The following is a 16549-nucleotide window of genomic DNA, read 5'->3' on the forward strand; positions in this document are numbered from 1 at the left end:
GCCGCACCCTTCAGGGACACGGCACCCACTCCGGGTTCAGTCGTCCTTCGTCACGGGTTCGCCGGTACCCGCGGTCAGACCCGCGGCCGGAGTGACCTCGGGCAGCTGTTCGGCCTCGGGGATGTCGTCCTCGGATACTTCGTGCGGATCCACCGGCTCCTCGACGGCGGTCTTCGCCGGGCGCGGCTCGGGCGGAGTGGTACTCAGCTCCAGCGGTGGCACGTCCGGTTCGAACCCGAACACCTTGCCGTAGAAGGCCAGTTCCGCTTCCAGGGAACGCACTCGCGCTTCCTGGGAGTCGAACCCGTGTGCCTGTCCTTCGAACTCCAGTAGTGCGTGCGGAACACCTCGTGTTCCCAGAGCGGTGGCCATACCGAAGGCCTGGTCGGGGGTGACGATCGGGTCGTCCAGACCCTGGAGGAGGAGCACCGGTACGTCGATCTCATCGATGCGGTTGATCGGTGAGCGCTCCTTGTAGGTCTCCACGAAGCCGGGCAGGGTGCCCACCAGGGTGTCCAGGAAGCGCGACTCGAAGTCGTGGGTGGTTCGGGCCAGTCCCAAGAGGTCGGCGACCCCGAAGTAGGACACCCCGCAGGCGAAGGTGTTCCCGGTCAGGGCCAGCAGCGCGGTGAGACCGCCGGCGCTGGGGCCACGGATGGCGAGCCGTTCGGGATCGGCCACCCCACGTTCGACCAGGGCCCGGGCCACGGCGGTGCAGTCCTCCACGTCCACCACGCCCCATTCTCGGTGCAGGCGCTTGCGGTAGGGGCGGCCGTACCCGGTGGAGCCCCCGTAGTCCACGTCCACCACACCGATACCTCGGCTGGTGAAGTAGGCCTTGACCAGATCGAGTTCTCGTCGGGAGTGGGAGACCGGGCCCCCGTGCGCCCACACCACGTACGGCGCGGGAGCCTTTGAGGAGATCTCGGGGTGGGTGGGCGGGTACACGTTGGCGTGCACCGTGGCCCCGTAACGTCCGGGAAGTGTCTCGCGACGGGGAATCGGCAGGTAGGCGGCCTCGGGAGGTTGTTCCATCGACCGTCGCAGGACCTCCACATCACCTCGCACGGGGTCCAGACGCACCACACAAGGGGCGATGTCGGGGGAGGCGGCCACCGCCACCACGTTCAGTCCGTCGGAGTCGATCTGTGACCACGACGTGAACGAGGTCCGGACCTCCTCCAAGTCCAGGGTGTGCGGGTCGTACACGCTGGGGCGAAGCGCGGTGTCACCGTGCAGGGTCACCACCTTGCCGGACTCCAGTACGCAGAAGGAGCGGTTGCCCAACCGGCCCGGCGGCTCGTGGAACTCCTCCTCGGCCGGGTACAGGGCGATCGCCTGTCCGGTGAGCCCGGCCTGGTACAGGTTCCAAAAGCCCGGCCAATCCGAGGCCAGGTACAGGGTGTGTTCGTCGGCCCAGGTGGGGGAGAGCACGGACTCGTCCACCCCTCCCTTGAGGGTGTACTCACCGACCAGGCCCGACTCGGTGAGTTCACCGACTCGAAGTTCCGTGCCGTCCCAGGGCATCCTCGGGTGGTTCCAGCGTACGTAGGCCAGGTGACGACCGTCGGGGGAAGGGCTGGGGGAGGCGTAGAAGCGGGCCCCCCGGACGAGTTCCCGGATGGCGGACGCGTCCTGGGCGCCGCGTCCGGAGAGGGGGACCGACACGATGGAGCGCCGCACGTCACCACCGGTGTGTTCCTCACGCACGCACAGCACCTGTTTGCCGTCCGCGGCCAGAACCGGATCGGCGTAGCGCAGCGCCGCCGGGGTCGCGGGTTCGGGGGTGAGCGGGACGGGATCCTTGGCGCTTCGCTCCAGTAGGTACAGGCGCTGGGTCGCCTGGTCGGCGAACACCACGCCCACACGGGGGATGGCCTTGTCGTCGCGTCGAGGCACCGGTAGGTAGGAACGGCCTCCGTACTCGTGCACCCTGGTGCCCACGCTCCAAGGGGCGGGCAGGAGGTCGTGCACGGTCCCGTCCGGGGCCCTGCGCATGAGGGTGGTACGGCCGTTCTCCTCCGGGCGGTATTCCTGCCACCAGACCTCGTCGCCCCGAACGGAAGGGAACGAGGGCAGGCGCGTTCCTCGCGCGACGTCGGCGGCGCTGATGGGCGATGGCCAGCGGCCATGAGGGCTCGACAGTTCAGACATGTCCCGCTCAGGAAGGGTCGTGGGTGTGATCAGATGACATGTCGACCTTAGTGCTCACAAGGGCCTTCTGGGGAGGGTCGAAAGCTCGTCGGGCACGGTCTGAACACGTGGGTCTCACTCAACGCTCGCGTGCCAAGGCTCTCGGTATCGTTCTGTTTTCGTGACTGCGATGACACAGCGGGAGTGCCCTCCCCGGTTTATGCTTTCGCGGATATCACCAGATGATGTGGTCCACGGCATCACTCGCTCTCCAGCGGGTCTCCGCGGGCCTTTTTCATCGAAGCTGCTAGAGAGGAAGCCAGCGATGAGCAAGGGACGCATGACCATGCGGGCCTCCGTGGCGATCGCCGCGGCCGGTGTGGTGGCCCTGTCGGCGTGCGCGGCCCCTGAGGACGTCGAGGGGCCCGGTGGCGACGGAGGCGACGAGACCACCTTCCTCCGCCTCGCCACGGGTTCCACCGGCGGCACCTACTACCCGCTCGGTGGAGAGATCGCCCAGGTCTGGAGCAACAATATCGAGGGCGTACAGGTGGACACCTTCGCCACCGGTGCTTCGGTGCAGAACCTGCGTGCCCTGGAGGGCGAGACCGAGGACGAGGACGCGGGCGCGATCGACCAGGTCGAGTTGATCATGTCGGTCAACGGTGTGGCGATGCAGGCCAAGGAGAGCGCCGGCCCGTTCGAGGACGAGCCGCTGGACGACCCCGAAAGCATCGTGGCCCTGGGCAACATCTACCCGGAGGTCATGCAGGTCGTGGTCTTGGCCGATTCGGGTATCGAGTCGATCGCCGACCTGGAGGGCGCCAACGTCGAGCTCGGCCCTCCGGGGAGTGGCACCGAGGTCGCGGCCCGCCAGATCCTCGAGGCGTACGGTATCGATCCGGACAGTGACATCAACGCCTTCGACAGCACATTCGGCGACGCGGCCACCGCGCTCGGAGACGGACAGGTGGACGCGGCCTTCGGCATCCTGTCGGTTCCGGCCGCGGGCATCGTGGAGGTGTCGGCCAACAACGACGTGAACATCCTGCCGATCGAGGGTGATGAGGCCGACGAACTCATGGCCGCGGACGAGAGCTACAGCCCGCTCACGATCGACGGTGGAACCTACAACGGGCAGGACGAGGACGTCGTCACCCTGACCCAGTGGGCGACCCTGTACACGACGGACTCCCTGGACGAGGAGCTCGCCTACGAGCTCACCCGTGTCATGTACGAGAACGCCGGTGACATCGGCCACGAGGTCGGCAGCCAGATCCAGCTGGAGACCGCGCTCGATGGCCTGGGCGACATCGAGCTGCACCCCGGTGCCGAGCGCTTCTATCAGGAGCAGGGCCTTTTGGACTGATCGTTTTTCGTGATGGGGCCGCTCGGCGAACCGTGTCGGGCGGCCTCGCGCGTGCGATGGCCGGATCCTTCGGCAGGTGAAGGCCGAGAAGAGATGGTGGGGACGCCCACCGATGAACGAGGACGAGGGTGATGACAACGGACTCCAACGCCACCAGCGAACCTGGTGGCCCCGCGGCCGTCGGTGGAGGTGCCGCCGCCGGTGAGCCGGATCCAGGAGCTCTGCGGAGTATCGAAAAGGACCTCGCGGCTCTGGAAAAGCATGACTTCACTGAGGACACCGGGATCGAGGGCACTCGTACCGACCTGCGTGCCGTCTGGCGCTGGAGTGTCTTCTTCGCGGCCTTGGCACTGGCTCTGTTCCACCTGTGGACGGCGTTCACCGGAACGCTGCCTCCGTTGCAACAACGATCGTTCCACCTGGCCCTCGGCCTCGGCCTGGTGTTCCTGCTGTACCCGACCAAGGCGCGCTCCGAAGGGCCGCATGGGCCCTTCTACGGGGCGACGATGGCCTTCAGCGGTCTTCTGGTGGCCTACGTCGCGGTCGGTGCCTTGTCCGGGGCGAACACCGCCATGTACCTGTACCTACCGCAGTGGGTGTTCGGTGCCATCGCGGTCGTCGTCTTGGGTGTCGCGGTCGGTGTGATCCGCCGGTCCGGTGTGTCCGAGCAGACCTCCCGGGCCCAGAGTGGTGCCGGGTGGACCCTGTTGGGCGGGTCCGCTCTGATCTCGGTGGACCTGGTGACCAGTGAATCGGGCGGGGGTTTCTTCTTCCTGCCGGTTCTGGGCCTGGCCCTGGTGGTGTTGACCGTCGCCCTGTCCGTGATCCTGCTCGTCGCACCCCATTTCGTGCCGCAGGCCCTGTGGCCGCTGGTCCGGCGTTGGGGACTCACGTTCACGGGCGTGGCGCTCCTGGTCGGCATGCTGGTGACGGGTGTGGCGGACTGGAACGTCGTCGGTCCCGCCGCCCTCATCCTGTTCCTGGTTCAGGCGGCCCGCCACGTTCCGCTGAAGCTCCTGGGCATGCCGGTCTTCGACCTGGTACTCGCGGTGATGGGCGTGTTCGCGGGCATGTACATGTTCGTCAACTACGAGCAGATCACCCGTACCGTCGGTATCATGAACCCCACCTACGTGATGGTGGGGACCATCGGCATCCTGCTGATCCTCGTCGCCGCTTCGCGTGTGCTCGGTTCGGCTCTGGTGGTGTTGGCCGCGGCCCTGCTGGCGTTCGCCTACTTCGGGCAGGACATGCCCGGTTTCCTGCGGCACCGGGGCGCCAGCGTCGACCAGATCATCACGAACCTTTACGTGGGCACCGAAGGGGTGTTCGGTACCCCCCTCGGGATCTCCGCGACGTTCATCTTCCTGTTCATGATCTTCGCCGCGATGCTCCAGCGCACGGGTATGGAACGCTTCTTCACGGACCTGGCCCTGGGGGCCACCGGTTCCTCGGTGGGTGGTACCGCCAAGGTCGGCATCGTGACCAGTGCCTTCTCCGGCACGATGACCGGCAGTTCGGTGGCCAACACCGTTTCCAACGGCGCGTTCACCATCCCGATGATGAAGAAGTCCGGGTACAAGCCCGAGTACGCGGGCGCGGTGGAGGCGGCTTCCTCCACCGGTGGGCAGATCATGCCTCCGATCATGGGCGCGGGCGCGTTCATCATGATCGAGTTCACCGGCGCTTCCTACCAGCAGATCCTGACCGCCGCGGCGATCCCCGCGGTGATGTTCTTCGTCTCCCAGTACGTGGTCGTGCACTACGACTCCAAGCGGATGGGGGTCGGTGGTCTACCCAAGGAGCTGTTGCCGAACCTGCGTCACCTGCTCCTGACCCGGGGGTACCTGATCGCCCCGGTGATCGCGATCTTCGCGCTGCTCTCCATGGGTTATTCACCGATGTTCTCCGCGATGGGCGCGGTCCTGGCCACCGTGGTCATCAACCTGGTGTCCCAGTTGGTGGTTCTGCCCTGGCACCGTGTGGACGGGCGTGTGCGCCTGCGTAGGGCGGGGGAGGCCCTCGGAATCGCTCTGCGCCTGGCGCTTCCGATCGCCGTCGCGGCCGTTGCGGCGGCCGTTCTGGTATGGGTGATGGACAACATCGTCACCGGTCTTGACCGGGGTGTGACCGCGCTGGCGATCTCCTTCGCCTTGGCGTTGCTCGGCATCGTGCTGATGAGGGTCTTCACCTCCTGGAAGGAGACCAGTGACGATCGGCTCAACCTGCACAGTTTCCTGGACGGTCTGGTGGGCGCCTCGCGTCTGGCGATCCCGATCATCGTGGCCTGTGCCTCGGCGGGGATCATCGCCGGTGTCATCATCACCACGGACCTGGGCCTGAAGCTGAGCTCTGGACTGTTGGGCATCGCCAACTCCCTCAGCGCCGGTCTGGCGAACCTGTTGACGATGGTGGTGACCTCGCCGGTGCTGGCCTGGACCGGTGCGGGAGCGGACTTCGGTGTCGAAGCGGTCGCCTCGATGCGCGTCGACCTGTTCTTGGTCCTGGTCATGTCCATGTTGGCCTGCCTGATCCTGGGTATCGGTCTGCCGACCACCGCCAACTACGTGATCACCGCGACCCTGGCGGCTCCGGCGATCGTGGCGGTCCTTCAGGGCGAGTTCGAGACCCGGACCCTGGCCATGCTGTTGATGGCGCACCTGTTCGTGTACTACTTCGGTGTGTTGGCCGACATCACGCCGCCGGTGTGTCTGGCGGCCTACGCCGCCTCGGGTATCTCCGGCGGTGATCCGATCAGGACCGGGTTCTACTCGGTGCGGATCGCGGTGGCGGCCTTCGTGATGCCGTTCATGTTCGTGTTCAACCCCGAACTGCTCTTGCAGGACGTCACGCTGGTCACCGGGATTATCGCGGGGACCTCGGGTGTGGTGGGGTCCGCGTTGGTGGCCGTGGGCCTGGTCGGATACATCGACCGGCACCTGCAGTGGTACAAGCGGTTCGGCTTGGTCCTGGGTGGTCTCTGGCTGGTCTCGGCCACGTGGGAGACCAATGTGGCCGGGCTGGTCCTGGTGGGCGTGATCATCGGTTACGAGCGCTGGAAGACCAAGAAGGAGGGCGGACCGACCTTCATCCCGCAGGTGGGCGGGGTCGCCGTTCCCCAGGGTAAGGCCGTGGCCGAGTCCGCTGCGGCCGGGCCCGCGGTGGCCGAACCGGCCCCCGCCGAGCCCAGAGAAGAGGGAGAGAAGGCCGGGGAGGACGGCGGACGGGAGTGACCTGTCCCCGGCTCGGTGTCGCCCGTGTCCCCGGCTCTCCTCGACGAGACCGGGGACACGGTCTTCTCGGGGTGAGATCGATCCCCGAGCGAGGCCGGGCCCTTCTCCGGTCGGTCCCGTGATCGAACCGATTTCGGATGGCGGCGCACCCACCCCTGACACGGGTTAGCCTGAAACAGTGAGCCAGAGTCGTACCTACCAAGTGCGGACCTACGGCTGCCAGATGAACGTCCACGACTCCGAGCGCCTATCCGGTCTGCTGGAGGACGCTGGGTACGCACGCGCAGCCGAGGACACCACCGCCGACATCGTCGTCTTCAACACCTGTGCGGTCCGGGAGAACGCGGACAACCGTCTCTACGGCAACCTGGGGCATCTGCGTCCGGTCAAGGACGCCAACCCCGGGATGCAGATCGCCGTGGGCGGTTGCCTGGCCCAGAAGGATCGTGGTGAGATCGTGCGCCGCGCCCCTTGGGTGGACGTGGTGTTCGGCACGCACAACATCGGTTCCCTGCCGGCTCTTCTGGAGCGTTCGCGCGTCCAGAAGGAGGCTCAGGTGGAGATCGCCGAGTCCTTGGAACACTTTCCGTCCACGCTGCCCAGTCGGCGCGAGTCGGCTTACGCGGCCTGGGTGTCGATCTCGGTGGGCTGCAACAACACCTGTACCTTCTGCATCGTGCCCGCGCTGCGGGGCAAGGAGAAGGACCGCCGTCCCGGCGACGTGCTCGCCGAGGTGAGGGCGCTGGTGGAGGAGGGCGTAACCGAGGTCACCCTGCTGGGGCAGAACGTCAACGCCTACGGCAGCGAGTTCGGGGACCGACAGGCCTTCTCCAAGTTGCTGCGTGCCTGTGGGGAGATCGAAGGGCTCGAACGGGTCCGCTTCACCTCTCCGCACCCGCGCGACTTCACCGACGACGTCATCGAGGCGATGGCCGCCACGCCCAACGTCATGCCCCAGTTGCACATGCCGTTGCAGTCGGGGTCCAGCCGGGTGCTCAAGGCGATGCGTCGTTCCTACCGCCAGGAGCGTTTCCTGAGCATCGTGGAGAAGGTGCGCGCCGCCATGCCGGAGGCCGCCCTCACCACCGACATCATCGTGGGCTTTCCCGGTGAGACCGAGGAGGACTTCGAGGAGACCCTGCACGTGGTCCGCGAGTCCCGCTTCGCGATGGCGTTCACCTTCCAGTACTCCAAGCGTCCCGGGACCCCCGCCGCCACCATGGACGACCAGGTGCCGCCGGAGGTCGTCAAGGAGCGTTACCAGCGCTTGGTCGCCCTACAGGACCAGATCTCCTGGGAGGAGAACCAGAAGCTGGTCGGCCGCGAGGTCGAGCTGATGGTCGCCGAGGGCGAGGGCAAGAAGGACGGGGAACACCGCCGTCTGTCCGGTCGTGCGCCCGACAACCGTCTGGTGCACTTCAGCGTGGGCGACGCGGACGATCCTCGTCCGGGTGACATGGTCACCGTCGAGGTCACCTACGCGGCCCCGCACCACCTGGTCGCCGACTCGGGTGTGCGTCACCTGCGGCGCACCCGTGCGGGTGATGCCTGGGACGCTCGTCAGGGCAAGCCGGTCCAAGTGAACAAACCGGACGTGATGTTGGGGATGCCCAAGGTCGGGGTCCCCGCGGAAGAACCGGCCCCGGCGACCGGTTGCTGCGACGCCTGAGTCGAACCTTCGTTTTCAGGCCCCGCGCCCCTGGAGGGTGGGGTGCGGGGCCCGGTGTTGTCAAACCTTCCTCGAGCGGAGCCGGACCGGCGGTTCGCTCAGCCGCAGTGTCCCCGGGACCGTGTCGGGCCGAGGTAGGCGGTCGGGTACCAGAGAGCTCGGGAAAGGCCGTGAGGAGGACGCTTACGGCTCCTTCGGTTCGTGGGCCGCCGCCGGTGGCACCCACCAGCGCTAACGCGACGACCACATCCACGCCCCCGATTCCGGCTCCGTTTCTTCGATCGTCTTTTTGACTGTGTGACCGGTTTCCACATTCTCTCACACGGTCAACGCCAGACGCGGAAACATCCGTTGACAAGGATGGAGATAACCTCGCCCTTGTGTTGACCGTTGCCGCCGTGTGCCCTCATCCGCCGGTTCTGTTCCCTGAGATCGCTCAGGGCGCCGCCACCGAACTCGATTCCTTGCGTGCGGCCTGTGACCGTGCCGTCGCCACGCTCGGGCGGAGTGGTTTCGACCGGCTGTACGTGGTGGGTCGTGGCCCGATCGAACGCAGCCATGGTGCCGAGGCCGCAGGAGGGCTGTCCGGCTACGGTGTGGACCTGCGGGTGGGGGCCGGGCCCGCCGTCCTGGATCTGGCGGCCACGACCGGGCGATGGCTGGCCGAACGTGGAGGGCTCACCCCAGACGGCTACCTCGAACTCGCCCCCGACACCCGTGCTGAACGCGCGCTCGCGCTGGGCGCCGAGTGGACGGGGAACGCCGAACGGGTCGCGTTGCTGGTCATGGGGGATGGTAGCGCTCGTCGAACCGAGAGCTCACCCGGCCGCGTGGACGAACGGGCGGTCCCCTTCGATGACGCCGTCGCCGAGGCGCTGAGCAAGGCGGACACCGCCGCACTGGCCGGGCTCGACGCGGATGCGGCCGGTGAACTCATGGTCGCCGGACGTCCCTCCTGGCAGTTTCTGGCCGGCGCGACCCAAGGGCGTCCCTTCATCGGAGACCTGCTCGCCTATGAGGCCCTCTACGGGGTGGGCTATCTCGTCGCCACCTGGACCCGGGACGAAGGCTTCGATCGAGTCCGACGGTCAGGGAGTCAGAGCCGGCCGTAAGGCACCATCGTGGCCACGTCCACCAGAGCCTCACCGGGTTCCTCGGTATGGCCGGAGAGCGCGGCCTCGACCTGGGCCATCGCCCGCTCCAACAGGGTGGGTGAATCGTAGGGCAACCAGTGCACCCGGGGATCACGGCAAAACCACGACTCCTGACGCCTGGCGAAGCGGCGGGTGGCCTGGGCGGTGCTCCGCATGGCCTCGGATTCGGTCATCGCACCGTCCAACTGGGCCAGGGCCTGGGAGTACCCGAGCGCCTTGGACGCGGTGCGGCCCTCGCGCAACCCTTGCTTGTCCAGGTACCGGACCTCCTCCAACAGCCCTTGTTCCCACATGCGTTCCACGCGCAGGTCGATGCGCTCGTCCAGTTCGGGGCGCGGTGCGGTCAGTCCCAGCTGCACGCAGGGGTAGAAGGACGTGTGGGCCGGCAGGTTGGCGGTGAACGGCTTACCGGTCAGTTCGATGACCTCCAGCGCCCGAACGATCCTGCGCCCGTTGCCGGGCAGGATCGTGCGTGCGGCCTCGGGGTCGGCCTCGGCCAGACGGGCGTGCAACAGTCCGGGCCCCACGTCGGCCAGTTCCGCTTCCAGGCGTGAACGTACCTCGGGGTCGGTGCCGGGAAAGTCCATGTGGTCCAGAACGGCTCGCACGTAGAGTCCGGAGCCGCCCACCAGCACGGGGATGACGTCGCGGTCGGCGCAGTCCTCCACCCGTTCCCTGGCCATGGTCTGGTAGCTGGCCACGTCGGCGGGTTCGTGCACCTCCCAAACGTCCAGAAGGTGGTGCGGCACGCTTCGGCGTTCGGCCTCGGTCAGCTTGGCGGTTCCGATGTCCATGCCCCGGTACAGCTGCATGGAGTCGGCGTTGATCACCTCACCACGGCGGCCGGTACGTTCCTCCAACCACTCCGCGAGGTCGACTGCCAGGTCCGACTTGCCCACAGCGGTCGGGCCCACGACCGCGATCACCTTGATCATTCTTCCAGCGTAGTCACGTCGTGACCACGACACGCCCACTCGGTGTGAGAGGAGGGTGGGAAAATTCTACGGTCGGCGAGGTGGACGAGCACCCCTAGGATGGTCCGCATGCGATTCGCCAAGGGCCACGGAACAGAGAACGACTTCGTGATCCTCCCCGACCCCGAAGGGGAGCTCGAACTCACGGAGGAGATCGTCCGACGGCTGTGCGACCGCCGTGCGGGCATCGGTGGTGACGGCATCCTGAGGGTGGTTCGTACCGCCAGGCTGGGTGAGACCCTCGCCCCGGCCGCGCGCACCGCCGAACGCGCCGAGTGGTTCATGGACTATCGCAATTCCGACGGCAGTATCGCCGAGATGTGCGGTAACGGGGTGCGGGTCTTCGCCCGCTACCTGCTTCACGCGGGTCTGGTCGACTCCGACCGTTTCGAGGTCGGTACCCGCGATGGCGCCAAGGAGGTGGTGATCGAGCCCAACGGCGACATCACCATAGACATGGGCCGAGTGGAGATGCAGGGCACCTCCTCGGCCAAGCTCGCTCGCCAGGTCGTCCACGGCGCCCAGATCTCCGTGGGCAATCCGCACCTGGCCTGTGAGGTGGAGGGCCCGGTCGCCGACGTCGACCTGACTCGTGCCCCTGAGTTGGACACCGAGGCCTTTCCCCAGGGCGCCAATGTCGAGGTCTACCGGGAGGTCGAGCCCGGCGTGCTGGACATGCGCGTGTACGAGCGTGGCTCGGGGGAGACGCGTTCCTGCGGCACCGGTATCGTGGCGGTGGCCGCGGCGGCCACCGCCGAAGGGGACAACGAGAAGGTCTGGAAGGTGCGTGTCCTGGGCGGCGAGTGCACCGTCTACATGGACGCATCCGGAGCCCGTCTGAGCGGTCCGGCCGTCATCGTCGCCGAGGGCGAGACCTTCCTGATCTGAGAGGTCGGGGCCCTTTGTCTCGTGTTCGCGCTCAGGTGGGCGCCGGGTTCGTGCGCGCCTTTGCGGGGTCACTGTCGTCCTCGCTCGGTTCCGGGGCGTGGGTCAGCTTGCGTAGGGCCTTGGAGGTCAGCAGTACGAGCCCCAGGATGAGTTCTCCCGCACCCGCGATCAGGATCACCGCGGTGATCCCCGAGTCCACCCCGGCGAAGGCGAGACCGATCGTGGTGAGGACCCACTCCACCGCCGCGGAGTCGTTCAGGGCGCCCGCCCCGAGGAGACCCCCCACGAGTACGGCGAGCGGATACAGGCCCTGGCCCATGAGGCGGCGGGCACCGAAGACGGTCGCCTGGATGTCTTTAGGCACCCGTTCCTGCCAGATGGCGGTGAGCGGGGCGTTGGACGCCTGAACGCACAGGTTCCGCACCGTGTAGGCGAGCACCCAGATGACGGGGATCACGGTCACCACTAGAAGAAGCCTGCCCACCAAGGCGCCGCAGACCACCCCGCCGGCGATCAGCCACCGCCTGTCCACCCGTGTGGCCAGAGCGAACACGATCACCGATCCCAGCAGCAGACCGAGCGCCCCGGCCACGTTGACCGCGGCCAGGTTCCAGGCATCCTTACCCTCCGTGGACGCGGACACGACGAAAGCGGTCATCGCCGCGATCGCCAGCCCGTTGAACAGGTTCACCCCCGCGAAGCTCAACTGCAGTGTGCGCAAGTCGCGCTCACGCCAGATGTGGGCGAGTCCCGCCGCAGCACCGGCGAAGGGTCTCAGCCTGAGAGTTCGCCCCGTGGCCGGGCGGGGCGGCCACCGCACGAAGAGCACCACCAGAGCGCACAACAGGAAGGTGCTCGCGTCCAGGACGAAGATCAGCGCTGGAGCGAGGAAGGCGTAGATGGCCGCACCCAGAAGTGGTCCGGCCACGATCGGGCCGTTCTCCAGCAGGGAGGTGACACCGTTGACGCGTGTCAGGTTCGCTTCCGAACGCAGTTCGCGCACCGACGCCGCCAGGGTGACCGACAGACCGGTGTTGAACAGCGCTGATACGAACACCAAACCCAGCAGCCAGGGAACACGTTCACCGACCCCGAGATAGGCGATCCAGGCCAGTATGGAGGCGACCAGGGCGAGCGCGACATTGCAGAACAACGCGGTGGGCTTGCGGTCGAAATAGTCGGCCACGGCGCCGCACACGGGTGCGAGATAGATGGAACCGAATGTGGAGACCCCGGTGATGAGCGCGAGCACCGCCACGTTCCCGGTCTCGGCGTACACGATCAGTCCCAAAGCGAACGACGCCGCGGTGGAGCCCAGGAGTGAGACCAGTTGACCGCCCCACAACACCCAGAACGCCTGGTGGCCGATCACTCGTCCCCGGCGCGGGAATCTCTGTTCCGACACGATGTTCGACTTTCTAGCAATAGCCCGAGCCCACTGGTCCCGGTGCGCTCAGAAGGGCGGCGGTACGAGCATGTTCCGAGTGAGGGTGTGATACGTCGCGGTTTCTCATGGCGGATCACGGACTCACTGCCAGTGCCAGGGTGCCAGTCCGACGTCGGTGGAGCGGTAGTCACCCAACTTCTCCAGACGCTGGATCGGGCGCAGATCCTCTCCTGGAACCAGTTCCTCCAACCGGTGCACCAGCCATTCCAGCTTCTGGCGGTGGTCCAGCTTCTCGTCCGGTACCAACTCATCCAGCCGACGACGCAATTGATATAGCTTGTGCCGTACGCTCCTGCGGTGCGCGGTGACCAACTGGGAGTGGGGGACGACCCGCGCAAGTCGCTCCAAGCGTTCGTCGGGGCTCAACGAGGGATCCGGCAAAAGGGTCAGCAATCGGACCGAAAGGTCGATGAGTTCCTCGACGACCTCTTCGAAATCGTCATCGAATCGGGGAGAGTACTCGTGGTCTTCGAACACCTTGCGGCGGTCTTTGTCCTGCGCGGGCAGGAGAGGAACGTAATCGAGGACGATCTTCATGGGTTCAATCGGCAAGAGGGCCACCATATAGGTTGAAAGATGAAACAGGGCGGGGTCAATCGATGCGTATGGTGTTCGGATCTGTGTGCGGGGGCGTCGAGGTGTCGGTACGGGCTCGTGTCCGACTTTCGGAATGAGAGATCGACTACATATGACCCTTGCGCGTCAGTTGAGTGTACGTCGATGCTCGTTCCAGCATTTGACCCACAAAGAAGGCCCCCCTTTGGGTGAATGATTCGAGATGCTCCTGGAGTGCTGAGGAAAGCTCGTCCAATGATTTCTCAGAAAATTCAACGGCGCCCTCGATTACTTTTCGAGTCTCAGGCGGAAGGTCATTTCGCTTTAGGATTTCATGGCGCCAAGGAATTAGCATGGTGTACACGGACGCCGCATGGAAAACTCGGTCGAGGGACCACAGGCTTTCGCTGCCCTGGCCCTTGCGCCATGAAATGTCAACCTTTACGCCTTTGCCCGAGTCGAAATCCGCGGGGAGGATCGGTTCTGTGAGTATCCGGGCGTTGATGTACTGGTGTATGCTTTCGTGGAAAAGGTTTTCTGCCAATAGATGGATAGAAGACTCTCGGAGGACGCTCCTGGGGGGTATGTGTTTCCAGGCAACCTTGGAGAAGAAAGTCTGCATGGGGAAATCAGGGAACGATGCGGATGTGATGGGCCTAGGGTTTCCGGGGTCGTTCAGGACGTAGGTTAATGTCGTCGTGTAGTTCTTGAATAGGGTGAATGCCCACGGATAATCAGCGATCATTTCGATCGCACTCTCCGTTTCCGAGCGTGTCTCACTGGTTGGTTTCGTCGCTTCCTGCCCAGGCAGGTCCAACGCCTTGTTGAATGGGCCGTCCTGAGTCGTTCCCCACGCCCACCAGAACTCGTGCCCTGATACGGTAAAAGACTGCGTGGAAATATCCGAGATCAGGCTTTTCCAGGGTTTTCTGGTCAGTTTCGTGTGAATGAAGGAGGGCGTGGTCCCGGAGACGGAGCCCTCGGCTCCGAGTCTGGAGGCCAGGCTGTTCCGAGAAACGAAACCGGGCAGGGCTGCTGCCTGGTAGGGCTGAACTTGGGTCATGGTGTCCTGATTCCCGATGTCGTTGTCCGCTTCCACCGGAGCATCCGGGCTTGGATGGTGTCCGCTTGCCGCCCCGCCTTCACGTGGGTGGCCGGTGGTTCCGCCCGCGTCTTCTCCGGAACCTCCCGTCCCCCGGCCGCTGAGTGGCCTCAACACGGAGGCTCGGGAAGGTTGTTCGTGTCGATGTGTTTGGCGGAAACCGGCCGAAAGGCCAGAGCGAGTAGTGTTACGGTTTCTCCTGCAGCGAGGGGGGTTCGCCCGTGGGGGGTGAAGCAACCGTCGAAAGCGAGGGCACCACCCTTTTCCAATGTATGGGATTCGTATCCGGACGGGCCGAGGAACAACGTAGAACTCAGCTTTTCCGAATATCCGTGAAAATGATCCAGGCAGATGAGGACATTTGCCTCCCCGTAGCTGAAATCATCAAGGTGGAAATTCAGCCGCTCGCCTTCGTTGAAGTAGCGGATGTAGGTTCCGCCGTGTGGGAATTCTATGGTTTCCTGCGTCAAGGTTTTAAGTTCGGAAACTATGCCCGCAGAGTCGAGTAGGTCGGCGACATGGTCCGACAATCGGGCATTCCATCTTCCATTGTGCTGCCAACCGTGGTCCCGAAAAGCCCGATCGGAGTCTTCGTAAATCTTCTCGAGGGTATCGGTGTCGAGGAAGTCGCTAGACTGGTATCTGGGTCTGATCCGCTCCAGTGACCGCAGGGACCGCAGGTGTTCGGTGTATTCCTTGCAGAAATCAGACCACTGAGGCGCCTGGTCGGAGACACTGACTCTATCTCGTATCCAGTAACTCCATTTTTGACTCCAGGAATAGCTGTCCGGCGTCTGGGTCGGCTCCTCAGTGGTCATTTTCTATCGGCTCTCTAGGAAGACTTCTTCGGCTCTTCCAGGAGCATCGGCTCCGGAACAGAGTGGTCGAGTCGGCGGGTCAGTCGATTGACATCGACCTGTGAAACCGAGTCCTGTTTCCTGGAGGATCCATTGGTGTTCTTGTCATTGGCTTCGGTCATGATGACCTCCGCTTTCGCGTGATATCAGTGCGAGTGATGCGCTGTGACATTACTCGGGCACCGCAGAGCCAGTCAAGGGCTTCAGGGGGATCGCGGTATGCTCGATTCGGGTACTGAGTCCCGCGCAATGCAGAATTCGCAGTTCAGGTCGGCGCTCGTTTTTCGTCGACCCTTTCGGGCGGTAGAGATCTCTTGATCACTGAAGTCCATAGGAGATTGTCAATCATCGGATATCCATCCCGGCGGTGGTTTGCAAGACGGGGCAAGTGGGAAGGAGTCTTGAGTTAGTGCTCTTGCCGAACACATGGACGTCTTTCCCCACCGTGCCCGGCCGCGGCCCTGGAGAGGGAAGGTCATGGCGTAGGGCACGCCGGTCCGGGACGATACGGCAGACCCCCGTTGGGCACGCGGAAACGGCCGGTAGGTTCGACCCACCGGCCACGTTCGATCCGGATGACTCAGCCCCGACCCAGGAGTCGGTCCACGCTCAGGCCACGCAGGGAGGCGTCCAAGATCTGCGCGGTGTGCGTGATGGCCATCGATGAGCCCGCACGTTCCATGGCCGAGGCGATCTGGAGTGAACATCCCGGGTTGCCCGACACCAGTACGCGCGCCCCGGTCGAGGCCACGTCTTGGCCCTTGCGCTCGCCCGATTCGGCCGCGGCTTCGGGCCGGAACAGGTTGTACACCCCCGCAGAACCACAGCAGATCTCCTTGTTCGGCAGGTCGGACACCTTTAGGTCGGGGATCGGGGCGAACAGTTTCCGGGGTTGGCTGGTGACCCCCTGGCCGTGGGACAGGTGACAGGCGTCGTGGTAGGCCACGTGCAGCGGCAGCGGATGACGCTTCGCGTGAGGCCCGAGGTCGACGAGGTACTCGGCCAGGTCGACCACCTTGGCCGATATCGCGCGGGCGCGCTCCACCCGCCTCCGGCTCTCCCCGGCCTCGGCCATGGTGCGATCGAAGTGCTTCATGCTGGAACCGTAGCCGGCGACCTTCTCGACCACCCGACCACCACTGCGCGCCACCACGCCGTCGGCGCACAC

Annotated in this window: 11 protein-coding genes and 1 pseudogene; 5 read left to right on the plus strand and 7 right to left on the minus strand. The window is 65.3% G+C overall.

Annotation, left to right across the window (positions count from 1 at the left end):
- Nucleotides 1–36: 36 nt before the first annotated feature.
- Nucleotides 37–2154: a S9 family peptidase gene (locus D472_RS0113785; protein WP_017605073.1), complete on the minus strand. Its 2118-nt coding sequence runs from the start codon at nucleotides 2152–2154 to the stop codon at nucleotides 37–39.
- Nucleotides 2155–2458: 304 nt separating this feature from the next.
- Here D472_RS0113785 and D472_RS0113790 point away from each other — a divergent pair, with 304 nt between their 5' ends.
- The 4 genes from D472_RS0113790 to D472_RS0113805 all read left to right on the plus strand — a co-directional run bounded on the left by D472_RS0113790 (nucleotide 2459) and on the right by D472_RS0113805 (nucleotide 9516).
- The gene (locus D472_RS0113790; RefSeq protein ID WP_017605074.1) at nucleotides 2459–3502 is read left to right on the plus strand and encodes a TAXI family TRAP transporter solute-binding subunit; all 1044 of its coding nucleotides are present in this window, start codon (nucleotides 2459–2461) and stop codon (nucleotides 3500–3502) included.
- A 131-nt stretch (nucleotides 3503–3633) separates the two neighbouring features.
- Nucleotides 3634–6735 carry a TRAP transporter permease gene (locus D472_RS0113795; protein ID WP_017605075.1) on the plus strand — a complete coding sequence of 1034 codons (3102 nt, stop codon included), beginning with the start codon at nucleotides 3634–3636 and terminating at the stop codon, nucleotides 6733–6735.
- Between the two features lie 202 nt (nucleotides 6736–6937).
- Nucleotides 6938–8404, plus strand: a complete 1467-nt coding sequence (miaB, locus tag D472_RS0113800) for a tRNA (N6-isopentenyl adenosine(37)-C2)-methylthiotransferase MiaB (protein WP_017605076.1) — start codon at nucleotides 6938–6940, stop codon at nucleotides 8402–8404.
- A gap of 380 nt (nucleotides 8405–8784) precedes the next feature.
- Nucleotides 8785–9516, plus strand: coding sequence for a class III extradiol ring-cleavage dioxygenase family protein (locus tag D472_RS0113805; protein WP_017605077.1), 732 nt, complete (start codon nucleotides 8785–8787; stop codon nucleotides 9514–9516).
- On the opposite strand, the gene miaA is transcribed toward D472_RS0113805, so the two are convergent.
- On the minus strand, nucleotides 9501–10493 hold the full coding sequence (gene miaA, locus D472_RS0113810; RefSeq protein WP_017605078.1) for a tRNA (adenosine(37)-N6)-dimethylallyltransferase MiaA: 993 nt from the start codon (nucleotides 10491–10493) through the stop codon (nucleotides 9501–9503). The two genes, D472_RS0113805 and miaA, sit on opposite strands and share 16 nt — an antisense overlap.
- 108 nt (nucleotides 10494–10601) lie before the next feature.
- Between miaA and dapF the strand changes: the two genes are divergently transcribed.
- Nucleotides 10602–11420 carry a diaminopimelate epimerase gene (gene dapF, locus D472_RS0113815; RefSeq protein WP_026117673.1) on the plus strand — a complete coding sequence of 273 codons (819 nt, stop codon included), beginning with the start codon at nucleotides 10602–10604 and terminating at the stop codon, nucleotides 11418–11420.
- A 31-nt stretch (nucleotides 11421–11451) separates the two neighbouring features.
- Here the strand turns inward: dapF and D472_RS0113820 are convergent, their stop codons facing one another.
- The 5 genes and pseudogenes from D472_RS0113820 to D472_RS25550 form a co-directional block, all read right to left on the minus strand.
- The gene (locus tag D472_RS0113820; RefSeq protein WP_161625109.1) at nucleotides 11452–12825 is read right to left on the minus strand and encodes an MFS transporter; all 1374 of its coding nucleotides are present in this window, start codon (nucleotides 12823–12825) and stop codon (nucleotides 11452–11454) included.
- Between the two features lie 123 nt (nucleotides 12826–12948).
- Nucleotides 12949–13419 carry a hypothetical protein gene (locus D472_RS0113825; protein WP_204366511.1) on the minus strand — a complete coding sequence of 157 codons (471 nt, stop codon included), beginning with the start codon at nucleotides 13417–13419 and terminating at the stop codon, nucleotides 12949–12951.
- A gap of 130 nt (nucleotides 13420–13549) precedes the next feature.
- Nucleotides 13550–14521, minus strand: a complete 972-nt coding sequence (locus D472_RS0113830) for a hypothetical protein (protein ID WP_017605082.1) — start codon at nucleotides 14519–14521, stop codon at nucleotides 13550–13552.
- 113 nt (nucleotides 14522–14634) lie between these two features.
- Nucleotides 14635–15342, minus strand: coding sequence for a hypothetical protein (locus D472_RS0113835; RefSeq protein ID WP_017605083.1), 708 nt, complete (start codon nucleotides 15340–15342; stop codon nucleotides 14635–14637).
- Nucleotides 15343–15961: 619 nt separating this feature from the next.
- A pseudogene (locus tag D472_RS25550) lies at nucleotides 15962–16513 on the minus strand ((Fe-S)-binding protein); the annotation flags it as partial.
- Nucleotides 16514–16549 lie beyond the last annotated feature (36 nt).

This window comes from Nocardiopsis alkaliphila YIM 80379 (assembly GCF_000341005.1).
Lineage (GTDB): Bacteria > Actinomycetota > Actinomycetes > Streptosporangiales > Streptosporangiaceae > Nocardiopsis > Nocardiopsis alkaliphila.